This is a genomic window from Bacillus sp. JZ34 (genome assembly GCF_053903205.1).
Genome location: NZ_CP096403.1, coordinates 4,210,001 through 4,235,579 on the forward strand (window position 1 = coordinate 4,210,001; position 25,579 = coordinate 4,235,579).

General features: G+C 43.7%; 24 protein-coding genes and 1 rRNA gene (1 of these 25 only partly in view). 16 read left to right on the forward strand and 9 right to left on the reverse strand.

Features of this window, described 5'->3' with window-relative positions:
- Positions 1-1,147 (reverse strand): 16S ribosomal RNA (locus tag M1D90_RS21285); it reaches 403 nt to the left of the window's first position.
- Between the two features lie 337 nt (positions 1,148-1,484).
- Here M1D90_RS21285 and pdaB point away from each other — a divergent pair.
- A complete protein-coding gene (gene pdaB / locus M1D90_RS21290; RefSeq protein WP_020449906.1) occupies positions 1,485-2,249 on the forward strand; it encodes a polysaccharide deacetylase family sporulation protein PdaB in 765 nt (254 codons plus the stop codon).
- An 8-nt stretch (positions 2,250-2,257) separates the two neighbouring features.
- Here the strand turns inward: pdaB and M1D90_RS21295 are convergent, their stop codons facing one another.
- The gene (locus tag M1D90_RS21295) at positions 2,258-2,857 is read right to left on the reverse strand and encodes a KinB-signaling pathway activation protein (protein ID WP_020449905.1); all 600 of its coding nucleotides are present in this window, start codon (positions 2,855-2,857) and stop codon (positions 2,258-2,260) included.
- A 113-nt stretch (positions 2,858-2,970) separates the two neighbouring features.
- On the opposite strand from M1D90_RS21295, the gene gerD reads away from it, so the two are divergent.
- Complete coding sequence (gene gerD / locus M1D90_RS21300) at positions 2,971-3,552, forward strand: spore germination lipoprotein GerD (RefSeq protein WP_065643135.1); 582 nt, start codon at positions 2,971-2,973, stop codon at positions 3,550-3,552.
- Between the two features lie 53 nt (positions 3,553-3,605).
- On the opposite strand, the gene M1D90_RS21305 is transcribed toward gerD, so the two are convergent.
- From M1D90_RS21305 to M1D90_RS21335, 7 genes are all read right to left on the reverse strand, one after another.
- Entirely contained in the window at positions 3,606-4,667 is a 1,062-nt protein-coding gene (locus tag M1D90_RS21305) for an Mrp/NBP35 family ATP-binding protein (protein WP_065643136.1), read from the reverse strand.
- Between the two features lie 85 nt (positions 4,668-4,752).
- A complete protein-coding gene (gene cwlD, locus M1D90_RS21310; RefSeq protein WP_020449902.1) occupies positions 4,753-5,466 on the reverse strand; it encodes an N-acetylmuramoyl-L-alanine amidase CwlD in 714 nt (237 codons plus the stop codon).
- An 84-nt stretch (positions 5,467-5,550) separates the two neighbouring features.
- The gene (locus M1D90_RS21315) at positions 5,551-5,994 is read right to left on the reverse strand and encodes a YbaK family protein (RefSeq protein ID WP_020449901.1); all 444 of its coding nucleotides are present in this window, start codon (positions 5,992-5,994) and stop codon (positions 5,551-5,553) included.
- A 281-nt stretch (positions 5,995-6,275) separates the two neighbouring features.
- Positions 6,276-7,001 carry a LytR/AlgR family response regulator transcription factor gene (locus M1D90_RS21320; RefSeq protein WP_006640359.1) on the reverse strand — a complete coding sequence of 242 codons (726 nt, stop codon included), beginning with the start codon at positions 6,999-7,001 and terminating at the stop codon, positions 6,276-6,278.
- Positions 6,998-7,129, reverse strand: a complete 132-nt coding sequence (locus M1D90_RS21325; protein ID WP_006640358.1) for a cyclic lactone autoinducer peptide — start codon at positions 7,127-7,129, stop codon at positions 6,998-7,000. Before M1D90_RS21325 ends, M1D90_RS21320 begins: the two co-directional genes overlap by 4 nt.
- Positions 7,130-7,144: 15 nt before the next feature.
- Positions 7,145-7,759, reverse strand: coding sequence for an accessory gene regulator ArgB-like protein (locus tag M1D90_RS21330; protein ID WP_020449900.1), 615 nt, complete (start codon positions 7,757-7,759; stop codon positions 7,145-7,147).
- Positions 7,752-9,065 (reverse strand): sensor histidine kinase, encoded by a 1,314-nt coding sequence (locus tag M1D90_RS21335; RefSeq protein ID WP_080624145.1) that lies wholly within the window; start codon positions 9,063-9,065, stop codon positions 7,752-7,754. Before M1D90_RS21335 ends, M1D90_RS21330 begins: the two co-directional genes overlap by 8 nt.
- Positions 9,066-9,267: 202 nt before the next feature.
- On the opposite strand from M1D90_RS21335, the gene M1D90_RS21340 reads away from it, so the two are divergent.
- The 14 genes from M1D90_RS21340 to M1D90_RS21405 all read left to right on the forward strand — a co-directional run bounded on the left by M1D90_RS21340 (position 9,268) and on the right by M1D90_RS21405 (position 25,503).
- The gene (locus M1D90_RS21340) at positions 9,268-9,474 is read left to right on the forward strand and encodes a plantaricin C family lantibiotic (RefSeq protein WP_020449898.1); all 207 of its coding nucleotides are present in this window, start codon (positions 9,268-9,270) and stop codon (positions 9,472-9,474) included.
- Between the two features lie 129 nt (positions 9,475-9,603).
- Positions 9,604-12,897: a type 2 lanthipeptide synthetase LanM gene (gene lanM / locus M1D90_RS21345; RefSeq protein WP_020449897.1), complete on the forward strand. Its 3,294-nt coding sequence runs from the start codon at positions 9,604-9,606 to the stop codon at positions 12,895-12,897.
- Between the two features lie 5 nt (positions 12,898-12,902).
- Positions 12,903-13,118 (forward strand): class II lanthipeptide, LchA2/BrtA2 family, encoded by a 216-nt coding sequence (locus tag M1D90_RS21350; RefSeq protein ID WP_020449896.1) that lies wholly within the window; start codon positions 12,903-12,905, stop codon positions 13,116-13,118.
- 183 nt (positions 13,119-13,301) lie between these two features.
- On the forward strand, positions 13,302-16,394 hold the full coding sequence (locus M1D90_RS21355) for a type 2 lanthipeptide synthetase LanM family protein (RefSeq protein WP_020449895.1): 3,093 nt from the start codon (positions 13,302-13,304) through the stop codon (positions 16,392-16,394).
- Positions 16,388-18,538: a peptidase domain-containing ABC transporter gene (locus M1D90_RS21360; RefSeq protein ID WP_020449894.1), complete on the forward strand. Its 2,151-nt coding sequence runs from the start codon at positions 16,388-16,390 to the stop codon at positions 18,536-18,538. Before M1D90_RS21355 ends, M1D90_RS21360 begins: the two co-directional genes overlap by 7 nt.
- A gap of 118 nt (positions 18,539-18,656) precedes the next feature.
- Positions 18,657-18,959: a hypothetical protein gene (locus tag M1D90_RS21365; protein ID WP_020449893.1), complete on the forward strand. Its 303-nt coding sequence runs from the start codon at positions 18,657-18,659 to the stop codon at positions 18,957-18,959.
- A 52-nt stretch (positions 18,960-19,011) separates the two neighbouring features.
- Entirely contained in the window at positions 19,012-19,932 is a 921-nt protein-coding gene (locus M1D90_RS21370) for an ABC transporter ATP-binding protein (RefSeq protein WP_020449892.1), read from the forward strand.
- Positions 19,929-20,636, forward strand: coding sequence for an ABC transporter permease (locus M1D90_RS21375; protein ID WP_020449891.1), 708 nt, complete (start codon positions 19,929-19,931; stop codon positions 20,634-20,636). The genes M1D90_RS21370 and M1D90_RS21375 overlap by 4 nt, the downstream gene beginning before the upstream one ends.
- A gap of 1 nt (position 20,637) precedes the next feature.
- Complete coding sequence (locus M1D90_RS21380) at positions 20,638-21,378, forward strand: ABC transporter permease (protein WP_020449890.1); 741 nt, start codon at positions 20,638-20,640, stop codon at positions 21,376-21,378.
- Positions 21,379-21,401: 23 nt separating this feature from the next.
- The gene (locus M1D90_RS21385) at positions 21,402-21,635 is read left to right on the forward strand and encodes a helix-turn-helix transcriptional regulator (RefSeq protein ID WP_020449889.1); all 234 of its coding nucleotides are present in this window, start codon (positions 21,402-21,404) and stop codon (positions 21,633-21,635) included.
- A gap of 24 nt (positions 21,636-21,659) precedes the next feature.
- On the forward strand, positions 21,660-22,565 hold the full coding sequence (locus M1D90_RS21390; RefSeq protein ID WP_020449888.1) for an ABC transporter ATP-binding protein: 906 nt from the start codon (positions 21,660-21,662) through the stop codon (positions 22,563-22,565).
- Positions 22,562-23,260, forward strand: a complete 699-nt coding sequence (locus M1D90_RS21395) for a hypothetical protein (protein ID WP_020449887.1) — start codon at positions 22,562-22,564, stop codon at positions 23,258-23,260. Before M1D90_RS21390 ends, M1D90_RS21395 begins: the two co-directional genes overlap by 4 nt.
- A gap of 1 nt (position 23,261) precedes the next feature.
- A complete protein-coding gene (locus M1D90_RS21400) occupies positions 23,262-24,020 on the forward strand; it encodes an ABC transporter permease (protein WP_020449886.1) in 759 nt (252 codons plus the stop codon).
- Between the two features lie 79 nt (positions 24,021-24,099).
- On the forward strand, positions 24,100-25,503 hold the full coding sequence (locus tag M1D90_RS21405; protein ID WP_033155051.1) for a S8 family peptidase: 1,404 nt from the start codon (positions 24,100-24,102) through the stop codon (positions 25,501-25,503).
- Positions 25,504-25,579 lie beyond the last annotated feature (76 nt).

Here is a 25,579-nt window from a genome sequence, read left to right on the forward strand (position 1 = left end):
CTGAATGCTGGCAACTAAGATCAAGGGTTGCGCTCGTTGCGGGACTTAACCCAACATCTCACGACACGAGCTGACGACAACCATGCACCACCTGTCACTCTGCCCCCGAAGGGGAAGCCCTATCTCTAGGGTTGTCAGAGGATGTCAAGACCTGGTAAGGTTCTTCGCGTTGCTTCGAATTAAACCACATGCTCCACCGCTTGTGCGGGCCCCCGTCAATTCCTTTGAGTTTCAGTCTTGCGACCGTACTCCCCAGGCGGAGTGCTTAATGCGTTTGCTGCAGCACTAAAGGGCGGAAACCCTCTAACACTTAGCACTCATCGTTTACGGCGTGGACTACCAGGGTATCTAATCCTGTTCGCTCCCCACGCTTTCGCGCCTCAGCGTCAGTTACAGACCAGAGAGTCGCCTTCGCCACTGGTGTTCCTCCACATCTCTACGCATTTCACCGCTACACGTGGAATTCCACTCTCCTCTTCTGCACTCAAGTTCCCCAGTTTCCAATGACCCTCCCCGGTTGAGCCGGGGGCTTTCACATCAGACTTAAGAAACCGCCTGCGCGCGCTTTACGCCCAATAATTCCGGACAACGCTTGCCACCTACGTATTACCGCGGCTGCTGGCACGTAGTTAGCCGTGGCTTTCTGGTTAGGTACCGTCAAGGTACCGCCCTATTCGAACGGTACTTGTTCTTCCCTAACAACAGAGTTTTACGATCCGAAAACCTTCATCACTCACGCGGCGTTGCTCCGTCAGACTTTCGTCCATTGCGGAAGATTCCCTACTGCTGCCTCCCGTAGGAGTCTGGGCCGTGTCTCAGTCCCAGTGTGGCCGATCACCCTCTCAGGTCGGCTACGCATCGTTGCCTTGGTGAGCCGTTACCTCACCAACTAGCTAATGCGCCGCGGGTCCATCTGTAAGTGGTAGCTAAAAGCCACCTTTTATAATTAAACCATGCGGTTCAATCAAGCATCCGGTATTAGCCCCGGTTTCCCGGAGTTATCCCAGTCTTACAGGCAGGTTACCCACGTGTTACTCACCCGTCCGCCGCTGACCTAAGGGAGCAAGCTCCCGTCGGTCCGCTCGACTTGCATGTATTAGGCACGCCGCCAGCGTTCGTCCTGAGCCAGGATCAAACTCTCCATGAAGTTTGATAATGACTACGCACATTCGCATGTGCGATTTATTTAATGAATTAACAGGTACGTTTGTCTTGTTTAGTTTTCAAAGATCATTTCCGCTTCGTTCAGCGGCTTTAATAATATAACATCAAGCCCACATATTTGTCAATAACTTTTTTCAAAATTATTTGTTGGAGCTTTTTCATGTCAGCTGTTTATCAGCGACGAATAATAATATAACATGTTAATTCAAATCTGGTCAACCCTCTTTTTAATTTTTTTCTTAAGATGAATTATTGTTATGTTCTATTTTAAACAAGCATAGGATGAATACAAAGCAGCATGGACAAGGAGGAGTTTCTCTGTGAACCATTTTTATGTGTGGCATATGAAACGGATTAAGCAGTTAATCATTATTATGATAGCCGCTTTTGCGACAGCAAGCTTTTTTTATGTACAAAACCTGCTCCCTCTTCCTGTGTTTTCTACAGAAAGCGGAGCAAAAGCGGTATATAGAGGAGACTCAGATACAAACGAAGTCGCTCTTACCTTTAATATCAGCTGGGGAGATCAAAAGGCCATGCCTATTTTAGATACATTAAAAGCAAACGGTATTAAAGATGCGACCTTTTTTCTTTCAGCTTCATGGGCGGAGCGCCATCCGGATGTCGTGGAAAGAATCCGTAAAGACGGTCATCAGATCGGGAGCATGGGCTATGCTTATAAAAACTATTCGCAAATGAAGAAAAGCGAAATCAAAAAAGACTTAACAAAAGCACAAAACTCTTTTCAAAAACTCGGTCTTGAGGACCTCACGCTTTTAAGGCCGCCGACCGGCCAGTTTAATAAAGACGTACTCGATGTCGCTAAACAGTACGGCTATACCGTCGTTCACTACAGTATTAATTCGGATGACTGGACGAACCCGGGGGTTCAAAAGATCGTACAAAACGTAAATGAAACGGTGAGCGCTGGTGATATCGTGCTCTTTCACGCTTCAGATTCGGCCAAACAAACAAAAGAAGCCCTGCCTGAGATCGTGCACCACCTCAGAAGCAAGGGACTCAAAAATGTAACCGTCAGCGATTTAATCGCAAATACGGATGCAAAATCATCAGAAGTAAAATAGCAACCGGTCTAAGCGCGGGCCTGAAACTTTGGCAGCATTAAAAGTTGAAAAGCGTTGCAGGCTAATAAAGGAAGCAGCATTAAATAGAGCCAGTCCTCTTCATTGACCCTTAACGCCGGGAACCACTCCATCACAGTAAAAACAAACATTAGAAATAATGCGGAAACGAACGTTTTTTTAGAGGACTGTTTTTGCTTTGCATAAGCGGCCGCAATGCTTACCGCCAAAATAAAGAGCGGCAGCCAAATATACGGAATGATGGAGCCTCCCTCTTTTTCAAAAAACAGAAAACGCAAGTAAACCAAATCAAACGCGACAAATACAATCAAAAACAGCTGAATCGAATTCCACAAAGAATGAGATCTGAAGATTTCCAGTGCAAAACGGTGAATCGTTAAGAAAATCACAAACCCCATTTGAGCAATCACGCTAAAGATCATGCCAACCCCGATAAACCAAAATAGAACAGAAAGAATCTCCAATACCTCGAAGGAAAGAAACAGCTCCTTATATCTTCCCCACTCAATGGCAAAACCGACAATACTTGTAGTCAAAGCTCCGACACCCAACACGGAAAAGAAAAATCGGACGAGATTACGGCTTTTCATTGTAGACTTCCCAACCCCTAAGTAAACGCTGTAGCAGCGATATTTTGTTATGTATAAATTTATAAAAGACATTCATATTAAAGGTAAGACGAGTTTTCGAAAGGAGCTTAAGCATGTTCAAGACCACAATGCTATCGATAAGCTGTTTTCTGTTTCTATCTGTAACAGCTTGTGCTCCCACGGACCAAGCAGCTGAGATGGACTATGATCAAACCAAAAAGATGGTTGTCGATATATTAAAGACAGATGACGGAAAAAAAGCGATTCAAGAAATATTAAATGATGACAAATTAAATGAAACACTTGTGATGGATGAAAAAACCGTCAAAGAAACCGTTGAAAAAACAATGACCTCCAAAAAAGGAGCTGAATTTTGGAAAAAAGTCTTCGAAGATCCAAAATTCGCAGAAGGCTTTGCCAAAACACTTCAAAATGAACATGAAAAAGTGCTGAAAAAACTGATGAAAGATCCTGAGTACCAAAAAATGCTGATGCAGGTCATGCAGGATCCTGAAATGACCAAAAAATACGGTGAACTTGTCAGAAGCCAGGAATTCCGAACCCACCTGCAGAAAGTCATATCTGACACTCTGTCAAGCCCGCTCTACAGAAAGCAGTTTGAAGAGGAACTGAAAAAAGCTGCTTCTGAAAGCATGAAAGAAGAAATGAAAGGCGGCGAAGAAAAACAAAGCTAAGCCGCTTTTCATTCACTAAAAGCTTCTTCCGCGGAGGAAGCTTTTTCTGATCTTTAAGCTTTTACGCCAATGCTTTCGTCGATTTTTTTGGCGATATCCAAATAAATGGAACCGGTCGGATGACTTTCATCATAAACGGACGGCGCGAATTCGCTGTCATCCCAATCTGGCTGCTTCAGCGGAATTTTGCCCAGAATCGGAACGCCGAGTTCTTCTGCGAGCTTCTCGCCTCCGCCTTTGCCGAATACGTATTCTTTTTCGCCTGTTTTGACGCTTTCGTAATAAGCCATATTTTCAACGATTCCCAAGATTTCATGATCGGTCTTCAAAGCCATCGCGCCCGCTCTTGCAGCGACAAACGCGGCAGTAGGGTGCGGCGTCGACACGATCACCTCTTTGCAGCTCGGAAGCATTGAGTGAACATCAAGCGCTACATCGCCTGTTCCCGGCGGCAGGTCTAAGATAATATAATCGACATCTCCCCATTCAACCTCATGGAAGAAGTTATTCAGCATTTTTCCAAGCATAGGGCCTCTCCAAATGACAGGGGCATTGTCTTCAACAAAAAATCCCATCGAAATTACTTTGACTCCGAATCTTTCAACCGGCACGACCTTTTCTCCTTCAATCGTCGGCCGTACAGTGATTCCCATCATATCCGGAACGCTGAATCCGTAAATATCGGCGTCGATTAATCCGACTTTCTTTCCGATTCGAGCCAGAGACACAGCCAAATTGACGGACACCGTCGACTTGCCGACGCCGCCTTTACCGCTTGCCACCGCTAAAAACACAGGCTGTTTTTCACTATTCAGCAGAGATTGATCCTGCCCTTGGGCAGACTCTTGATTATTCATCACAACTTCTTCAGGCAGCTCCTCAAAACGCAGGCCGACCGTCTCTGCACCGGCTTCTTTTAACCGTATGACGATTTCCTGCTGAAGCTGCATTTGTTCGGCAGATCCCGTTTTTGCGAGCGCCACCTTTACGCTGACGTGCCGTTTTTCGGGTTTTATTTTAATTTCCTTGACGGCATCCAGCTCTCTGAGCGGCTTGTGAAGAAATGGCTCGTCCAAATCGCCGACTATTTTTTTTACATCGTCTTCTCGCAACATTGATCTCACCCTTTGTTGTATTCGTTTACAAAATAAGTATAGCATATCTTTCCTTATAGTGTCTTTGACACAAAAAGAAACCCTCTTATTCAGGAGGGTCTCTGTCTTCTGTAAAGTAGCGCAATACACCTTTATATACGGATGCCGCGATTTTGTCCTGATATTTGGGCTTGGCCAGCTGTTTTGCTTCTTTCGGATTTGACAAAAATCCGATCTCGACGAGGGCCCCCGGCTTTTTCACATTTTGCATCAAATAAATGCCGTGTATCCGCTTTGCCTTCCGCGTCGTGTTTTCAAGATTATGTCTTAATTCATCCTGAATAAACTTGGCGGCCCGTTCGTTTTCTTCATATTGCCCGTAAAAGAAGCTTTGCGCACCGCTCCATCGGGCGGAAGGAATCGCATTCAAATGGATGCTGAGGTAAAGGTCGGCTTCAGAATTGTTGATCACGTCGACCCTTTTCCGCAAGTCTTCCGCTTTCCTTCTGCTGAGCCCCTTCGTTTCTTCAGGAGCGAGATCATGATCGTCCTCCCGCGTCAGCAACACCAAGGCGCCCTGTTCCTGGAGATAGTCCCTGATTCTAAGGGATACTTCAAGCGCCACATCTTTTTCAAGGAGTTCACCGCTTGATGCTCCTCCATCCGCGCCCCCGTGTCCAGGATCAATATAAATGATCTTGCCGCTCAACGGAAGATTCCATGACCGCCAAGAATCATCATTGTGAAATTGATATTGAAATAAACATAATAAAACGACAAAGCCGAGTAAAAACCCGAGCCATTTTATTTTTTTCTTCATCCCTTTCCCTCCCGCTCGTCCTTACTACAACATATGGGACAAGGAAAGGAAATATGATTCAGCTTGGCCGCACTTTTACATAAATTATCTGAGCCGAAGCTTAAAGCGTCTTTCCCGCTCGCTGAAGCCTTCCTTCCACCAGCTTTGGATGAAGTATTCGCAAGCATAATAGAGTGGTTCATGAGCCGCTTGAATATTAAAAGCCTCAGACCAGCTCACCGCATATTCATAAAGCTCGTGCAGAAGCTGTTTTTCTTCTTTTTCTGAGCGGACCATCGCTCGTTGAACGGGCTCTCCGTGATAGCCGAACTTTCCGTACTCGGCTCCCAGCAAATAGGCCTCAATGGCAAAATCGATGCAGCCGTCATACAAAATATCCGTGTGCTTAGAAAAAAAATGAAAAAGAGGAGCAAAGCATTCCTCCGCAGAATTCAGCATTTTTTCCAAAGACAGTTCGCGCAGAAGCTTTTTTTCCAAATTGATCTGCTTCTTTTGTTTTTCATTGTTAAAAGATACGACCGTCCCCATAGAACCGCCTCCTTTTTACCTTGTATTGTGCAGTCAGGAGCCGGAAATCATGCTTTTCTAAGGAAGGGAAACGGAGGAAGAAGCCGAAAATATTAGGAGAGGTTAGTTTCAGCTCATTTATGCGCGCCATCCATAAAGTGTTCTGCAAAGGAAAATCAGTTTTTAGTCTTTTCTTATTTTCAATACTTGTTTAATCATCTGTCCAGCAGCATAAATAAAGGCGCAATGATCGATTGGCTAAATCGATTCATCGTGCCTTGTATCAAGTAAAAGTTTTACTTTTATATCACCGCGGTGAGAAGTTCTTTGAGCTCACGGTATTTGTTACGGCTCACATTGATAATCTTTTTGCAGTTTTTAATTTTTAGATTATACGACTTCATGTAGGTGTCTTGGATGATTTCCTCAATCTTATCCAACGGAACGAGGAAAGACTGATGGGTTCTAAAAAAGTTGCTCCCTTTAAGCATTTCCTCAAGGGTCATCAAACATTGACTTGACTTAATGATCTTTCCATTTTCAAGATTTATGCAGGATTTTCTCCCCACCTTTTCAATATACAAAATGCTGTCTACATCTACGAGATGAATTTTGCCGCTAGAACTGATGCCTATCTTTTTATTGTTTCTTTTTGAAAAAGCCTTATGATTTCGAAGAAGCTCTACAGCTGATTTGAGTCTTAAAATGTTAATCGGTTTGACTAAAAAATCAATAGGATAAAACTTATATCCATCCAGAGCGTATTCTGTGTAGGAACTCATGAACATGATGCTGATACTGGGATAATACTCTTTCAGATATTCAGCTAAATCGAAACCGCTTGACTGCTTCAGATTGATATCGATAATGACCAGATCGACTTCATTCACAGACTCCAGGTGGGAAATCAACTCGCTTATTTCTCTTGTGATTAATTCAAATCTAGCATGACTGATGCTGTCCGAAACCTCTTTGAAAAAATCAAGAATATCTTGATCATCATCAATCACGCATATTCTTACCGTCAATGATCGTCACTCTTTAAATCCTCAGGCAATTCCGGTTCATAAGCAAACCAGAAACAGCTGCTTAGTGAAGTAATTGAATTGAAAAACAAAGCGGATACACCAATCAAATAAGTAATAAATTTCACCATTTCCCTAGTCCCCTTTTATTTTTTATTAAACCTCTTATCAAAAGATAAGATGATTTTATGCCATGAGTCAGTCAAGGTAATGCTTTGCATGATCATTGCGATCCAAATGCCGTATTGAAGCTGGCTGTCAACCAAAAGGCTGACCAGCATGAGACCCAGAAAAACGCAAATCGACCTATATTTAATCTCTGTTCTCTGTTGAGGACTGAATACCTGCATCTTTTTATGCAGTTTCGGTGATTTTTTTAAGAAAATGAAAAATGACAAGACAATCAGGCCAATCAGCATCCATTTCATCCCCCGGGAGAAGTGAAAAGCAAATTCTATGGATATGTACGTGATCACCATAATTTGAAACGTGCTGAAAAATAAACAATAATAATAACCTTTAAAGTGGCTTCCCCCTGAAAACATTCTCAAAAATCCGCCCGCCGACAAGATGACCATGGCTTGTATCACGCAGTCAAAATAACAAGCTATAATAAATACCAGCAGTATTTGATTGATGGCGGCAAGCATCCACTCAAGCCCGTATCGTATGCTATCTTGCCTACTACGAAAATCAGGGTTGTAATAAATGATCTGTTCCGAAATTTTTTTTGACAAGTAATTGGGTGTGAACTTAACCATCGCCTAACTCCTTCGGAATCCTGACTTTGAAGACGATCATCCTATCGATGATCTCCGGAAAGATGAATCCTTGATGCTTCTCAACGACTGATTTAACGATATGGAGGCCATATCCCCTTCCCTTCTTGCCTTTCGTAGAAAATCCTTCTTCAAAAATCCGATCTACCACCTCAGCGAACCGCTCTACGTCTCCAAAGTTGCCTACATCTATTCTGTAGTAACCTTCTCCGGAATCAATCTGGACATATACTGTCCGTTCTGGAATATCACCGAGTTCTTTTACGGCTTCCACTGCATTCATGATCAGGTTTCCAAATATTTTATTTGTTTCAAAAAGCTTGCATGGAAAATCCCTCAGACTATCGCTGATTTTATAGTGAATACGAATATCTTCCTTTAAGGCTTTATCCTTATACGAAAGGAGCAGGGCGCTGAGCGCAATGGAATGGATAGGAAGTATGTCGCTGATTAAAGCGGAGTCCTTCATCACGTCACTTAGATAATGTTTCGTTTCTTCATAATGCCCTTTATTAAGCATTTGTTGAATTGCGATAAGATGATGCCCCTGATCATGGTTATGTTTTTTTATGAAGTGAATGTATTTGCCAACCTCCTCATATTGTTCCTCTAAAGAATTCTCAGCGTTACGGAGGTTTTTGTAGAAAATGCGCCTCATGATAATCAAGGTGAAAAAAGTTAATGAAACAAGGGCAATGCTCCAAAAAAGATTAATAAAGCCCTCTACTTTTTGGTTCTTATAGATGATGAAATAGTATAGAAGCAGCAAAGAAAATGACAGTATCAAAATCATGTACAATTTTATGTCCAAGTCTTTCACCTGTTTCTTCGGTGAAATTAAAACCACTCTCTTTTTTCGAATTAGGAAAAGCATGAATAAAAGGATACAAAAATGGGGCAATGCCGTACCAAGGCTTCCCTCTTTTACATTGAGAACTGGCTCGGCAACTCTTAACATTGCGAAGCCAATCACTTCGGATACGAGTAAACAAACAGCACCCAATAAAACGCCGATTATCGATAACAGAATTCTGAGGTTCAAAAAAAGCGAAACCGGTAAACTGATCGCCAAAACCATAATGGAAAGGTACAGCAGAGGAGGAAAAGAACTTTTCACCAGATACAATACAATGCTTCCGTAAAGGCTGATTAAGAGCAGGCTGAAAAATTTGTTTTTATAGCTGACATTCAATAACGAAATACCAATCGTTATAATCAAGAATGTTTCAAGCATACCTCCAATTAATTGGGTTGGCAGATCCATTACTAACACTCCTAAAATATACATATTAGGTATTTCATCTCAATTATACAAAGAAGGAAAGTTTATGTATAGATATTTTCGAATATTTAACTTATTGGACACAATAATTTTGAAATAGGGCATTTTGCACAAGAAATAATCCAAAATAGCCCAAAAATAATCCAACAATTCTAATTATTGTTATAATAATGCTGAGCTCCCAAAATTAATTAAGAGGTGAAGGAAAATGTCAAAGATCGAAGCATGGAAAAATCCTGTTGCACGTATGAACAGCCAAATTGTAAGTCCTGCCGGTGACTTAATGGACGAGTTGTCAGACAGTGAAATGGAAATGCTTGCAGGCGGCTGCGAGTGGTATAACATCAGCTGTCAATTAGGTAACAAAGGTCAATGGTGCACTCTTACAAAAGAATGTCAACGGAGCTGCAAATGAAACCCAGCCGATATTAACGACTGTCTACAAAAATAATGTTAATAAAGAGATGTAGGAAAACTTCAAATTTGGAAGCATGGAAAAATCCTATTACACAACTGCCAAGTGACCAACCCTGCGGGTGATTTAATGGACAAGCTGTCAGACAGTGAAATGGAAATGCTTGCAGGCGGCTGTGCTTGGTGCAACATCAGCTGTCAATTAGGTAATAAAGGTTCCTGGTGTACTCTTCAGTACAAGATATTAGTTGAATCTGGCCGGCATTTTGCCGGCCGTGTGCATCTCATTCAGAAAAAGGTTAGGAGTGAAACAATGGACAGCATGTTGAAGGGAACGGATTCAGAGCGGTTAGAGCAGATCAAATTTTGGAGCCGTTTCTTCTACAATAATGAAGAGTATATGAAAAGAAGCCTAAATGAAATATCTGGAATAAACATTGATCATATATTAGCCTTAAAGTTTGGCGGCAAAAAGAGTGCTGTAGAAAATGTTCATCCCTGGTTTGATGATTGGGATTTAATCCTTAAGGGAGCGCTTGATCCTCTGCCGGCACGCCAGACGGAACAAAATAAAAAGTTCGGTACATTCATCGATCATTTCCTGAAACTAGCTTTCTCCAAACTTAAAACTTTATACATACATAACCATTCATTCGATTTTTCAGAAAACGAGTTATATTCAGACTTGCTTGAACAAATGAATGACGACATCTATTCTATCTGCCACAAGACCCTCGTGCTTGAGCTGAATGTATACCGAGAGCAGGGACTCCTGAAAGGCAGCACCCCCGAAGAGCGGTATGACTATTTCGAACATGAAATTTTGACAGATAAAAAGTTCCTATCCTCATTCGGAAGCGAGTATCAGAGCCTCATCTCCCTTTTGATCCACAAAGTCAATAGCTCAGTTAGCTTTATTAGGGATATTGTTGAGCATCTAGAAAATGACTGGCCCGTGCTGATTAAAACCTTCCCGAAAATAGGAAGATTAAGGAAGATTCACCTTGGTAAAGGGGACACACACGACAATGGAAAAAGTGTTTCAATTTTGGAATTCGAAGGCGGCCAATCGCTCGTCTATAAACCAAGACCCTTGGACGCAGACCAACAATATCAGAAGTTGCTATCTTGGCTAAATGCTCAGGAGAACAATATTCCGAATTTCTACAAAATGAAGGTGGTCAATGCAGATGATCATGGTTGGACGGAATTTATTCAATATAAAGCCTGCCAATCAGCCGAAGAAGTCAAAGATTTTTATAAACGTATGGGCGCTCAACTTGCTGTACTGTATGTGTTGAACGCAACTGATTTTCACTATGGAAATATCATTGCAATGGGTGGTCACCCGGTGTTCGTCGATATGGAATCATTGTTTCATCAGAATATTTACGATGACAGTTACAGCAAAGAAGCTCTTGGACAAGCCGATAAAATGCTCTCGAAATCGATTATGGCTTCCGGCATGCTACCTAATTTGCTTTATCAGCGGAAGGACCGGAATAAATCAGGTGTTGATTTAAGTGGATTGGGAGGGAAAGGAAATCAGCGCCTCCCGTTTGAAGTGGCCCAAATTGTCGATAAGGGTACTGACCAGGCATATTTGAAAAAGGGGATAGCCTTTTTGGAAGCCGGCCTCAATCTGCCAAGCTATAATGGGAAGTTCGTGAATCTTCACGATTATCTATCTGAAATTGTCGAGGGCTTTACGGCCGTCTACCGATTTATGGCTGCAAACAAAGTAGAGCTTACCAGCCAGTTGCAAGGATTCAAGCAAGTCAGAGTCAGGACGATTTTAAGACCAACAGCGGTCTATGGAGAATTCCTGCGTAGTCTAGTCCATCCTGATTTGCTTCGAGATCCAGTTGATCAGGAAGTTTTTTTACACAGGCTGTGGCTAAAGTGCCTCCAGGTTCCAAAAATGGAGAGTATTATCATTGATGAAATGGAAGATTTACGCCGCCATGATGTCCCTTTATTCACAACCAGACCGGGCGAGCGGCATTTATGGAGCTCAAACGGAAGAGTCATCAGAGACTTCTTTCTTTCCCCTGCGTTTGACCTTGTCTTGGAAAAGATACGAAGTCTTGACGAAAAGGACTTATACGGGCAACTACAGGTTTTGCATATGGTCATGCTCGCCTCAAGTGCAGATCATTATGCGGATGTTGAGAAAATTGATCCATTCTGGAATAAGACAGCTCCGGCTAAAGAAGATTTCCTAGAACAGGCAGTCGATATAGGAAATTACTTACTGAAGACAAAAATACAAGGGGTGAACAGGAACAAAAAGGATCTTACCTGGATCAGTACCGTGCTGGAAGGAAACAATGAAGTGATATGGAAAATTTCTCCCGTAGGACTCGATCTTTATAACGGCAACAGCGGAATAGCCCTCTTTCTAGCTTACCTCTCGTATTTTACAGGTGAACAACGATTTAAAGAGGCGGCGGAACAAGCAATTGTTCCGATTCTAAATGATATGAAAAAATTCAGCGAAAATCCAACTTGGAGCCTCGGGGCATACAGCGGTGTAGGCGGAAACCTGTTTACAACCATCCTACTTGCAGAACTCTGGAATGATTCATCTCTTCACCAACAGGTGGAAAAAGCCTTGCCAGGATATATCGCGATGATCAACGAGGATACAATCTTTGATTATATAGGTGGTGCTACGGGAGCACTTGACATCCTGCTGTGTATTTTCCATCGAACAGGAAGCATCCAAGCGGTTAAGGGAGCTATTTCATGCGGAAAACATCTAATGAAACACGGTCGTGTAATGAAAAGCGGCGGAATGGGCTGGCCTTCTGTCTTGGACGGCTCAGTTCTGACAGGCTATTCGCATGGTACGGGAGGTACCGCTGCTGCTCTTTCCTCTCTCAATTACTGGACTGAAAACAAAGCAATCCTTCCGTATATATCGAAAGCCTTGGAATATGAGCGGACATTTTATGATGAAAAGGAGAAAAACTGGCGAACGCCAGGAAGGGATACATCCTCATACGCCTGGTGTCATGGAGCTCCGGGAATACTATTGTCAAGGCTCCGCCTGAAGGAAAATGGCTGGACGGATCCTTTGCTCGACAGGGAAATTGAAGTTGCGCTTGAAACGACTTTGCACAAAGGATTTGGTAATAACCGCTCTTACTGCCACGGTGACTTTGGACAATTAGAAATTCTCCTCTATGCCAAACAAGTACTTCAGGATCGTGAACTGGACGTTTATATCGAATCTGTCAGATCGCAATTGTTGGAGATCGTTAAACAGAAAATGTGGAATTATGGTATATCAAGGGGAACGGAAGCTAAAGGGTTAATGACCGGGCTGGCTGGCATCGGAATGGGGTTATTGAAGCAATATGACAGTGAGGCGGTACCGAACATATTGAATCTTGAAAACAAACTACTTGAAAGGAGGTGAAACGAATGTCACATCGTGAAATGGCTGCAATTTACCGTGATGCCAACAAACGTGCCAATCTTGAGTTTTCTAACCCTGTCGGCGAGGTCAACGAAGAAGAATTAAAGAACCTTGCAGGTGCTGCGGATGTTACACCGCACACTACTCCTTCTTCATTGCCATGTGGAACATTGGTTACAGCTGTTTGGTGTCCGTCTAACGCATGTACATCTGATTGCTAATTTGGCCAATGCTAGTATGAGAGGGATTTAGAATGGGAGCTCAGATCCTTCTTCTTACATAACGTTTGGCCGGAAAATGAAAAACAAGGGGCGGTTGGTCATGTTTTATCGAGGCCAACCGTTTCGTTATCTATTATATCCAACTTTTCTTAAATGTATGCATAAAAGAAAGGGGAGATTAACATGACTGTTGCAAAAATGAAGGATATGTTCAGCCGTTCTGCTTATCTGAATGAACGAAAAATTACCGGCACAAAAACGCCAGCTGTTAATATAAAAGAGTTCAATAAGTGGAAAAGGGCTATACCCGAAGGAATGCTCGAGAAGCGGCTCAAAATGGACCGCTTGACTATAGAACAGCTGATGCAGTACATAGAAGAGAAGGATAATCCAGTTGTGGAGAAAGAATTGCCGTGGACTACGGTATTTGAAAAAGTGATGCATACATATAAATCAACTCCATTGGATTACACCAGCTTTCAAGCATTGGTTGATCCTTTCATCCAGTATGCGAAAAAGCGGCTTGCTGATGCACTCAGGCATATTAACACCAGCCTGGTAAACCTTGAAACCATAATCAAGTCGATTGCTAATACACTTTATGAACGGCTTCATTCAATGCTGATGAAATGTGTGATTCTCGAAGTCAACATCGCTAGAAAGGTCGGGATGCTCGAAGGAGAAACGGGTGAAGAACGATTTGAGCACTTTATGCGCCAACTCAATGAGGATCATGAACTCAGGATGGAATTCTTCGGAAACTATCCAGTCCTTTCGCGGTTGATGACTGAGAGCATGCAAAATACTCTGGACGTCACCGTGGAACTAATCCAACGTTTTGTGAAAGATCACGAGAGCATCAAATATCAATTTGGGAACCGTCTCCATCGATTAGAGAGACTGAAAATGGGCCTCGGTGATACACATCAAAACGGCAGAACTGTTGCTCTACTGGAATTTGAAACCGGCAACAAGCTAGTTTATAAACCACGACAGATTTTGATCGATAAAATTTTCGAAGCCTTGCTGTCTTGGCTGAACGGGAAAGGTTTGCAGTATCCTCTCCAATCAGCCAAAAGTTTGGATTGCCGAACCTACGGCTGGCAGGAGTTTGTCCCGTACGAAAAGTGCACACATGAAGATGAGGTGAGTCGCTTTTATTATAGGCAAGGAGCTTATACTGCGCTGTTCTACATCTTGGGCTCCTCCGATTTTCATGCAGAAAATATTATCGCGCACGGGGAATACCCAGTTCCGATAGATTTAGAGACGCTTTTCAGCCGAAATCTGGAAATGATGAAACAGCTCAGAGTCCAGAGCCGACTGGCACTTGAGCTAAACGATTCGGTCTACTCAACTTTGATGCTTCCACTCCCTTCTTTTGAGCATTCAATTATTGACTTTGACTTGAGCGCCCTAGGCGCAGGTCAAAACCAGGTATCAAAAAAAATAAAGAGCCTCCATCTTGAAGGCGAGGGAACCGATGAAATTAAGATGACCCGTGTTCCCGCAAAGTCGGGTGAGTACAAAAACAAACCGATGTTTAAAGGGAAAACAATGTCCGCCTTCGATTATTCGGCTGAATTGGAAACAGGTTTTTCAGACATGTACAAACTGTTTCTTCGCCATAAGGAAGAATTCATGAGTGTTGATGGCCCTTTGCAGCCTTATGGTAAAGCCCATGTCCGCCAGGTATTCAGGCCAACACACGTGTACATGGAATTCCTCCATAACAGCCTGCATCCCGATTATGTACAGAACGGGCTTGACCGAGTGCAAATGTTCGATATTCTGTGGCAAGTGACCAACCAAAGCTCAAAATTCGAGGAGCTAGTCAAGCATGAAACAAAGGATCTGCTAAGACATGACGTTCCGTATTTCTATTTTACACTAAACAGCCGTGATCTCTATAACAGCAATGGACACCTTATCTCCTCTTTCTTTTCTGAAACAGGGTTTGAATCTATTTTCAAAAGGATCAACAAACTTAGCAAAAGCGACTTAGAAAAACAAACACAATATTTAAGGTGGTCTCTCGCATCCATGCTGGGCGACGTATGGAAATTTCATCAGACCGTCCCAACCCTACCTAAAAGAAAAGGGAACCTTTCTCCTTCCTCTATCATTAAGGAAGCATTGGAGCTAGGCAGACAATTAAAAGACAGGGCTATTATCGAGGATAACCTTGAAGTGAACTGGCTTGGATTAAATTTAAATAAGGAAACAGGCGTTAACGTGTCGGTCAAGAGCTCTGATCTATATGATGGATTACTTGGCTATGCTCTCTTTTTGGCTTATTTAGCGAGGGAAACAAACAATTGTCAATACGAAAAACTAAGCCGTGGTGCGATCAAAACAGTTATTCGAAAAGCCGGCGACAAACCGCTCAACCCTTCCGTTTCGGCTTTCAGTGGAGAAGGCGCATTTTTGTATGGACTGGTTCACCTTGGACTACTATGGAATGACCGCGAACTGATCCGGCGGGCAAAGGAAAGGTTGCCTTCTTTACATGATATCATCCGTGATGAAAAAAACCCTGATTTCTCAGGAGGTCTGGCCGGTTTTATCGTGATGTCGCTTAATATCTATCAAGAAACGGGAGACAAAGACTATTTGGATATGGCTCAATTTGCAGGAGATAGACTCATGCAGCTGCTGACTGAAATCGATGAGGGGACCGGCCTTGCTCATGGAGCATCGGGATACGCCTGGGCACTCGGCTCACTTGGAAAAGTAACAGGGAAGAAAATCTATAAAGATAAAACTGAAAAATTACTTTTATATGAAAATACATTTTACGATCCAGCCACAGGCAATTGGGACTCGGCTGCAGCTTCCGAAAATCAGAAACGAAAAAGAGTTTACTGGTGTCACGGAGCGCCGGGCATTGCCCTATCCCGACTGATGCTGAAAAACACATCAAATTTAGAACTTATCGCAAAGGACCTCGACATATCTTTGAAAACGGTCATATGCGAAGGGGTAATAGAAAGCCACTGTCTTTGCCACGGAACTATGGGAAACGCGGACATCCTCCTAACAGCCTCCCAAGAGCTGAATGACGTAAAACTGGAAAAGAAAGCAAGGGATTTAGTTGATATTGTTCTTTCCCAGAAAAAGACGTACGGTTGGAGGTTTGGCTTAGATCCTAGAGCGGAGATGGATGGCTTCATGCTTGGCCGGACGGGGATTGGGTATAGCCTGTTGAGGTTCAAAAACCCCGAAATACCATCAGTTCTGGCTTTGGAGCTGCCAAAGGGAGGAGCCGTATGTTAAAGAAGAAAAAATTATTTCCAACTCGCAGGCGTGTTCCTTTCATTGAACAGATGCAGCAGACCGAATGCGCACTTTGTTGCATCGCAATGATTTCGTCCTATTACAAAAATGACTTATCCATGTACGAGGTTCGGGAGCGAATGGGAAACGGCCGTGATGGAACGACTTTGTTCCATCTTAAAAAGTTGGCGGAGCAGCTGAATTTCGACACGAAATCGTATAAAGCTGATAGCCGGCAACTGGGGACTCTCATACTGCCAGCAATCCTGTACTGGGAAAACAATCATTTCGTTATTCTCGAGAAGGTTGCACAACAAGCTTATACAATCGTTGATCCAGGTTCTGGAAGGAGGAAGCTGAAAGAGAAAGAATTCACGGAGAAATATTCGGGATACGTACTTACTTTATATCCCAACAAAAATTTTGAACGCCGGAGCAGAAAAAACGTCTGGGCATCCTTCTCTTATTTAGTGACGAATAGGCCAAAGATTTTCATTAGTATCCTGTTTCTCACATTCTTGCTACAGATGTTCACAGTAGCGATGCCAATCTTTATCCAATTTGTCATTGACAAGATTATTGTCCCCGACTATCGGGATCTACTGAATATATTCTTAGCCGGAATTGGTGGGCTGATCCTATTCAATACCCTATTTACGTTTTTACGGGGGAGAATTCTGATCACTCTTCATAATGCGCTTGATTATGAGATCCAAACTAGATTTTTCAGTCACCTTCTCAGGCTGCCGTACCAGTTCTTCCTTCTGCGTTCCTTCGGAGATTTGCTTTTTAGGGCGAACAGCATGAAGGTGATCCGCGACCAGCTGGCCAACCAGGTAGTAAAAGGTCTGCTGGATTCCGCTGTTTTGCTGGTCATCCTATTGTATATGTTCTTGCAATCGCCTCTAATGGTTTTTATAGTCGCTTTGATAGCATCTACCAATGTAATACTAATCGCCGTGAGCCAAAGATACCTCGCAGAGACGAATCAGATGGAGATTAAAGAGCATTCCGAAGTGCAAGGAGCGCAGACAGAAATGCTCTATGGAATATTTGGAGTAAAGACGTCCGGTGTGGAAAGCAAGATTTACAATAGATGGCTTCAGAGATTCAGGAATCTTCTTAGCGCTTATAGGAAGAAAGAAATTGTACTGAACCGCGTAAACACCGCAAGCAATACAATGCAGCTTATGGCTCCCCTGATCCTCTTATGGGTTGGAGCACACCAAGTGTTTGCAGGAAGTATCACGCTTGGGGTATTGGTAGCATTTCATGCCATTTCAAACCAATTTTTCATGTTGAGCGGCAATATCGTTCAAACGATCAATTCTTTTATCTTGACAACATCCTACCTAAAACGAGTTGAAGATGTCCTCGATGCACCTGGAGAAATGGAGGGAGACAAGATGAAAAAAACACTTGAAGGCAATATTCTGTTAAAGAATGTCACTTTCTCCTACTCTAAATACAGCGAAAATGTGATTCATAATGTTACACTCGATATCAAGAAAGGACAAAAAGTTGCTCTTATTGGACAGTCAGGATCAGGAAAAACGACACTCGCCAACATGATAATCGGGCTATTCGCACCGTCTTCGGGAGACATCTATTACGACGGCGTTAGCATGAAAGAGCTTGATCTGGGCCACCTGCGTCGGCAAATTGGTACCGTACCTCAAAATGTCATGCTGTTTAATAGAAGCATTTATGATAATATAATTCTCCATAATCCAGAGGCGTCTCCCGAAGAAGTAATCGAAGCCGCAAAGGCTGCCCAAATCCATGAAGAAATTATGAAGATGCCAATGCAGTATCATACAATGGTATCTGAGATGGGCATGAATATTTCTGGCGGGCAAAGGCAGCGAATCGCCCTCGCAAAGGCGCTTCTTGGAAAACCGTCGATTCTCGTCCTTGATGAGGCAACCAGCTCACTTGATCATTTAAATGAATCAAAGATTGACGAGTATCTCTCTGATATTAACTGCACAAGAATTGTGATTGCCCATAGACTTACGACAGTAATGAATTGTGACATGATTGTCGTTGTCGACAACGGAAGAATCATCGAATCGGGCACACACCATGAGTTGCTGAAAAAGTCCAGTTTCTACAGTGAATTCTATAAAGAAATGATTTCATAACACGCTCTTGGATCGTCAAGAAGCGTGTCTTTTTCTAAAATTCGTAAAGCACACTTTACAATAAGTGAAGTTTACTTTACAATTTAATTGAAATAACTAATTATGGAGGATGATTACCATGAATATCGAACAGATTGCGGTATACGGAAATAGTATTGGAGGAGTGGTGATCCTCGCCTGCCTGGCAATTATCTGGATAGTATCGAGGCGTATGGGCAGGGATGAACGGTCAGAAGCAATTTTCCTAAGAGTCTACTCATCTATGTTTTATGTGCTTGCAGCGCTTATCGCACTGAGTATTTTCTTCGGATTCGGCCATGACATCAGTGGACTAATGTATCAAAAAATAACGTCATTAATGTTTGCACTAAGCGTAATTTTCGGTACTATCTATCTGTTCATTTTGAAAAGAAAGTACTGATTCCACATTTGACGAATAAAACAAGGAAAAATGCGATCAAGGGGATGAAAAAATGGATGAACATCAATATATTCTGGAAACGAGACAATTAACCAAAACATACCGTAAAACAGATGTTGTGAAAAACGTGAATTTGTGCATTCAAGAGGGAGAAATTTATGGCTTCCTCGGTCCAAACGGTGCAGGAAAAACGACGACGATTCGCATGCTGCTCGGACTCATCAACCCGACAAAAGGCGAAACGAGAATCTTCGGGAAGGACTTGAAAAGCAATCGGCTTGACATTCTGCGAAACGTCGGTTCACTTGTGGAATCGCCGTCATATTATCCTCATCTCACAGGCGAGGAGAATCTGGAGGCAATCCGGAAGATACTGAATGTTCCGAAGTCTAATATTGACGATGTGCTTGAGATGGTCAGATTGACGAAAATGGCGGACAAGAAAGCGGGAGAATATTCGCTCGGCATGAAGCAGCGCTTAGGCATAGCTGCAGCGCTGCTCGGATATCCGAAACTCGTCATTCTCGATGAACCAACAAACGGATTGGATCCGGCGGGAATCCTTGAAATACGCGAGCTCATCCTCAGACTGCCGTCCGATTACGGCATTACCGTCATGATCTCCTCGCATTTGCTTTCTGAAATTGAACAAGTAGCCACCCAGGTAGGAATCATCGCCAACGGAGAAATGCTCTTTCAAGACGCGATCGGAGAGCTCCGTTCGAAGGCCGATACAAAGATTGTATTTTCGACAAGTGACACGGACGGGGCGTTAGACATTTTCTCGCGTGAGGGCGTAGAGGCGGTTAAAACACAGCGCGGCCTGATGATTGAGGACAGGACTGATATGGAAATTTCCCGGCTCGCCAGAAAACTCTTTGAAAATGAGATTGACATCTTCCGAATTTACGACGAATCGAAATCACTTGAAGATATCTTCCTCGACATGACTAAAGGGGGAGAAACACTGTGATCTCTGAATTGTTGAAATCTGAAATTCTGAAGATCAGAAAACTGACATGGGTAATCGTCATTTTCGGCCCACTCGGAGTCGTCGCGATGCAAGGGGCCAATTATGCGCTCCGCTTTGATTACCTCATGTCGCGGAACCCGGATAAATGGCTGTTCCTGCTTGAAAACATCCATGCCTACTGGCCGCCTTCCCTCCTTCTCGGAACAACGATGATCAACTCGCTGCTCGCGGGAATGGAACATCATGCAAATATGTGGAAGAAACTCTTTTCCCTCCCCGTTAAACAATGGAAAGTGTACCAGTCCAAGATTATCATCATTATCACCATGATGCTGATCTCGACAGCTATACTTCCTGCGGGCACATATGTGCTCGGCAGACTGCTTGGATTTTCGGAGACATTTCCGCTCGGGGATGCGTTGATGATGAGCTTTTATACATTATTTGCAGCACTACCTTTCGTTTTTTTACAGTTTTGGCTCTCGGTGAAATATTCCAATCAAGGAATCGCTTTGACAATCGGCATCGCAAGTGCAGTGTTTATCATGTATGCTCACGGACTGCCTGAGTGGATGCCATGGAAATGGCCATTGTTAATAGATGGTATAGGGCAAAGCACCCTCTCAGTCATAAAGGGATTGGCCGTGGGACTGCTCATCTATTTATTTGCCTTGTTATCCCTATCACGAAAGGATGTCGCATAGTATGTTCTATCAACTATTGAACTCCGAGTGGCTGAAACTAAAAAATTCAAAAATCTGGTTTATCGTGCTCGCCAGTCCAGCCCTTTCCGCTGTCATCGGTTTTTTCCCGCTCTTCAGCATTGGCTCGAGCAAATGGCTTGCACTGAGCACACAAATGATCCTTACGCACAGTGCGCTGTTTTTGCCATTGTTGACAGGTGTACTTGCCGCTCTACTGTGCAGTAACGAGCATGCCCACGGCGGATGGAAGCAGCTGTTGACCCTGCCGGTGAGCAGGGTTCAAGTGTACGCTGCCAAATATGTCATCATCATGATCTTGCTGCTATTCACGCAGCTGTTTTTCCTGATCGGCATCTGGTTTGTGGGAAGCGTTCAAGGATTCGGCTCTCCGTTCCCCTGGTACAGCCTGGTCATGAGCTGCCTTATGGGATGGCTGTCGTGCCTTCCGCTTGCCGCCCTTCAGTTTTGGCTTGCGACCTATTTTAAAAGCTTTGCCGGTCCAAGCACCGTCAATGTAATGCTGACATTGCCGGCTATCCTCATTGCCAACTCGGAGCTGTTGGGACCTCTTTATCCTTGGTCTCATCCAATGCTCAGCATGACACAGGCTTTTTCAGCTGCAATGGGCGGAGATGCTGGCTTTTTGGCGAATGAATCAGCTTTTTATCCGACGCTGATTGTCAGCTTCGTTGCATTCATCGGCGGCGGTGCTTTATATTTTCACAAAAAGGAATGGACATAGAAATTGATCAATGGGGGACAGGTATGAATGCAGAAAACAAACAGAAAAAAAAACTGACGAACCGGCTTCCGGAATGGCGGGCGCGCACCAAGATGACCCAGCAGCAATTAGCGGAACGGGCGGGTGTGAGCAGGCAAACAATCATCTCAATTGAAAAAATGAAATACACCCCTTCCCTCACGCTCGCATTTGAAATTGCACATGCGTTCGGCTGTTCGATCGATGATGTATTTGAATACAATAAAGAAGATGTGTAACGAAATAGAAAGGAGCGACGATTCTTGATCATCGAAACGAAAGGCGTGACGAAAACATACAACCGCATCGATGTCGTGAAAGATGCCGGTTTGCTGGTTCCGGAAGGAGAAGTATACGGATTCCTCGGACCTAATGGCTCAGGAAAAACAACGATGATGCGGATGTTGATGGGCTTGATCCGCCCCGATTCCGGTGAGATTCTTATGTTTGGAAATAGAATGCCTGATAACCGGATTTCAATTCTAGCCAAGACGGGCGCCCTGATTGAAAAGCCCTCCTACTATGAACATCTGGACGGACGCGATAATTTACGTATACTGGCCACCCTGCGCGGAATCTCAGACAACAGGGCTATCGACTGGGCGCTTGAAAGAGTCGGTCTGCACCGCGTCGGATCTAAAAAAGTAAAGTCATATTCACTCGGCATGAAGCAGCGGCTAGGCATTGCCAGCGCGATTCTTCACAACCCCAGGCTCCTGCTGCTCGATGAGCCGACAAACGGATTGGATCCTGAGGGAATCCATGAAATACGGGAGCTAATCCGCGAACTGCCGAAAAAAGAAGGTGCCACCGTTCTTGTATCGAGCCATCTTCTTGGAGAGGTCGAGCAAATGGCAAATCGGATAGGTGTCATTTACCATGGAAACCTTCTGTTTCAAGGAGAAATGGCGACATTGCTCTCCGATCAAAAATCTGGTTACATCATCCGCTCAACTGAAAGCGGAAAAATCATCGATATTCTGCACGAACATGGCTTAGAGACCCGCGTTGACCGGGCTGAGCAAGTGCAAGTTTCTGGAGCAGTAAAAGACAAAATAGAAGGCATTTTGATTGAAAATGAAATAACCGATTTTCATATAAACGAATCTCCAGGGACGCTGGAAGAAGCCTATCTACAGCTAATCCGTTCCTCCGAGGTGTCTGTATGAAAAGCGTTTTTGCAGCCGAGTGGCGGAAACAAAGGCCCGCAGCCCTCCTGCTGCCATTATGTTCCGGACCGCTCCTGATTTTTGCGGCCTGTTGGACAATGATGCTCTATTTGACAAAAAACGGGCGAACCGCGGAACAGGCCTTCCGCGTCCTTTATGAGCTTTGCACCTTGACTTGGAGCTATCTCATCATCTTTGTGGTGATGATGTTCACCTTGTTAGTGAGCGGGGTTGAGCACAAATCGGGAATGTGGCCCGTTCTCCTTTCCACTCCGCATGCAAAGTGGAAGCATTTTTTTGTAAAAGTTATTCTAGCCACCTTACTTGTCCAGCTATTCGGTTTGATCCTGTGGCTGCTGATGGGCGGACTAGGCTTCATATTCGGAGGGACATTCCCTGAACCATTGCTCTACACGGCATTTCTGTTTGCACTTCCTTTTGTTGTCTTTCAGACGTCTGCGACAGTCGTGGTTGAAAATCCGTATATTTCCGTCAGCATCGGGATGGCGGTTTTCCTCTTTCATGCTGTGCTGCCTTATTGGTGGCTCCCATGGGGTCCGCTTGCTGAACTGTTGCGGGCCGGAACACAGGCAAACAGCTTATTACCAGTTCTCATGCTGGTGTCGACACTGGGGTACGGTATGTTATCTTTACTGATTTTTTACCAAAAAACCTTTTCTTCCGGAGGTGAGTGAAATGGCAAGCTTTCAGCAGGCGTTTTCGGCAGAATGGATCAAAATTAGAAAAATGAAAATCTGGCTGATGATCATTATCCTAGTTGTCCTGCCTGTCATCTACGGATGGATTATTCATACAAAAATCATGATTGGAAAGTACGTTTACAATGAGGCGAATTCTTGGCAGATTCTTATGATGATGACCCAGATGTTTTATGGTACGGTCTTCTTTCCGATTATCATCTCCCTGATTACGGGCACAATGTCCAAATATGAAAAACAAGCAAACAATTGGGAGCATTTGCTGATGATTCCTGCAAAGGGAACAGTGTTCTTTTTAAGCAAGATGGCTTGGACCGTAATCATCATTCTGTCCGCACAATTGCTGATGTTCGGTTTGCAGATTGTCCTTGGCTATGCTTCTGGATATACGGACCAAATCCCAATAGGCACTTACTTATCGGCCGTAATCCTTGGAACGGCCGGGGCAACCAGTCTCGGAACGCTCCTGTTCTATTTTTATCTACGAATGAAATCCGCTCGGACGGCCCTGATGATCAGCATATTCTTAAGTTTTCCCTCCTTCTTAGCCTTTTCGAACAATACGGACTCGTTGATACCAGTCCTTTATCCATGGGCACTGCCGCTCTATGGGATGACAAATGTATATGCCGGCACCGACAGGCTGGCAGTATTTTTTATCGTCTGCGTCGCGATGACCGCGCTCTTCTCGCTGCTCAGCATTAAAAAGTTGAATAACAGAACCTTTTATTCATGATAGCCTGATACTAAAAGCCAATAAAAACTACTAACTTCTCGGCGAATTCAACATGTATGGTAGGCTGGGAGGAAAAATCATGAACATAAAACGAATTCACATATTATTATTGTGCCTGCTCGTCGTGATCATCTTTGCCCTGCCCGGGCAGGCTTCCGCTAATGACAGTCAACTTGATAGATATACGATTTACCTAGAGAGCCCAGCCCATCACGATGATTGGGTGAAGACACTTAATGAACGAAACATAAAACTTGTATACTCAGTCGAAGAAATCGGGCTTTATCAGATAGAAGGCAGACAAAAAGAGGTTCAAGAATTGGCGGCTGAAATAAACTATATAAACAGCCATAACCAATCTGTAGCCATGCAGCCTGCCTCACTGCATAACACTGCTCCGGCGGAGGCGACGATATTTGGGGGCACCCCTACTCTATGGGACGACTTCCAATGGGATATGAGAAAAGCGACTAATAATGGACAGACTTATCAAATCACCGAAGGAAGCAAAAACACAATCGTGGGTATCATTGATTCCGGAATTGACATGAACCATCCAGATTTGAAAGAAAACATCCTCTCCGTCCGAAACTTTGTGCCTAAAGGGGGACTGAGAGGACAGGAACCATATGAAAAGGGTGACATAAACGACAGCACAGATTACCTGGGACACGGAACATTTGTAGCCGGTCAAATTGCGGCAAATGGATTGATGAAAGGGATCGCTCCAGAAACAGGAATCAGATCTTACAGAGTATTCGGCGGGAAAAGCGCTGACACAGTCTGGATTATTGATGCGATCATCCAAGCGGCGATCGATGATGTCGATATTATCAACGTCAGCTTCGGTACATTTCTTGTAAAACAAAATCGGAAGAACAAACAAATGCCTGATACGAATGATCTGGCTGAAATTAAAGCTTTTAAAAAAGCAGTCTCATTTGCCCATAAAAAGGGCAGTGCCGTTGTAGCCTCAATTGGAAATGAAGGCCTTGACTTGAAAGACAAAAATGCCGTATTTGAATATTGGCGAAGTACCAAACAGGAGGACTTATCGGCAGACGGCAAAGTCATTTTGATTCCGGCCCAATTGCCGAATGTCGTCACCGTTTCCTCAATAGGTCCAAGCGGAATGAGATCCGTCTTTTCCAATTATGGAAAAAATGTCGTCGACATTGCAGCCGATGGAGGCGATCTCCGTCTTTTAAATGAAGTGGGCGAGGATCGATATTACGGAGAAGGACTGTTCAGGCAGGAATACATTCTCGGTGCAGCTCCCGGAGTAACCTATACATTCTCAATAGGCACTTCGATCGCGGCCCCAAAAGTATCCGGCGCTCTGGCCCTTCTGATTGATCAGAAACAATTGCATGACAAACCAGACAAGGCTGTTAAAATCCTGTTAAAAAATGCTGATCGGAACGCTGACAAAATAGACACCGGTGCGGGAGTATTAAATGTCTATCGAGCATTGACTGATTGAGTGTGCGAAACTAAAAAGTTTCCCCCTTCCCTTTGAAAAAGCAAAAGAACTCATTGGTTCTTTTGCTTTTTTTATA

Coding starts and splice junctions, on each gene's coding strand:
- M1D90_RS21295 (WP_020449905.1), bottom strand. CDS start 2,857: ATGAAAAGCCGTAATCTCGTCCGATTTTTCTTTTCCGTGTTGGGTGTC.
- gerD (WP_065643135.1), top strand. CDS start 2,971: ATGTTCAAGACCACAATGCTATCGATAAGCTGTTTTCTGTTTCTATCT.
- M1D90_RS21305 (WP_065643136.1), bottom strand. CDS start 4,667: ATGTTGCGAGAAGACGATGTAAAAAAAATAGTCGGCGATTTGGACGAG.
- cwlD (WP_020449902.1), bottom strand. CDS start 5,466: ATGAAGAAAAAAATAAAATGGCTCGGGTTTTTACTCGGCTTTGTCGTT.
- M1D90_RS21315 (WP_020449901.1), bottom strand. CDS start 5,994: ATGGGGACGGTCGTATCTTTTAACAATGAAAAACAAAAGAAGCAGATC.
- M1D90_RS21325 (WP_006640358.1), bottom strand. CDS start 7,129: ATGGTGAAATTTATTACTTATTTGATTGGTGTATCCGCTTTGTTTTTC.
- M1D90_RS21330 (WP_020449900.1), bottom strand. CDS start 7,759: ATGGTTAAGTTCACACCCAATTACTTGTCAAAAAAAATTTCGGAACAG.
- M1D90_RS21335 (WP_080624145.1), bottom strand. CDS start 9,065: ATGTATATTTTAGGAGTGTTAGTAATGGATCTGCCAACCCAATTAATT.
- M1D90_RS21340 (WP_020449898.1), top strand. CDS start 9,268: ATGTCAAAGATCGAAGCATGGAAAAATCCTGTTGCACGTATGAACAGC.
- lanM (WP_020449897.1), top strand. CDS start 9,604: ATGGACAAGCTGTCAGACAGTGAAATGGAAATGCTTGCAGGCGGCTGT.
- M1D90_RS21350 (WP_020449896.1), top strand. CDS start 12,903: ATGTCACATCGTGAAATGGCTGCAATTTACCGTGATGCCAACAAACGT.
- M1D90_RS21355 (WP_020449895.1), top strand. CDS start 13,302: ATGACTGTTGCAAAAATGAAGGATATGTTCAGCCGTTCTGCTTATCTG.
- M1D90_RS21360 (WP_020449894.1), top strand. CDS start 16,388: ATGTTAAAGAAGAAAAAATTATTTCCAACTCGCAGGCGTGTTCCTTTC.
- M1D90_RS21365 (WP_020449893.1), top strand. CDS start 18,657: ATGAATATCGAACAGATTGCGGTATACGGAAATAGTATTGGAGGAGTG.
- M1D90_RS21370 (WP_020449892.1), top strand. CDS start 19,012: ATGGATGAACATCAATATATTCTGGAAACGAGACAATTAACCAAAACA.
- M1D90_RS21380 (WP_020449890.1), top strand. CDS start 20,638: ATGTTCTATCAACTATTGAACTCCGAGTGGCTGAAACTAAAAAATTCA.
- M1D90_RS21385 (WP_020449889.1), top strand. CDS start 21,402: ATGAATGCAGAAAACAAACAGAAAAAAAAACTGACGAACCGGCTTCCG.
- M1D90_RS21395 (WP_020449887.1), top strand. CDS start 22,562: ATGAAAAGCGTTTTTGCAGCCGAGTGGCGGAAACAAAGGCCCGCAGCC.
- M1D90_RS21400 (WP_020449886.1), top strand. CDS start 23,262: ATGGCAAGCTTTCAGCAGGCGTTTTCGGCAGAATGGATCAAAATTAGA.
- M1D90_RS21405 (WP_033155051.1), top strand. CDS start 24,100: ATGAACATAAAACGAATTCACATATTATTATTGTGCCTGCTCGTCGTG.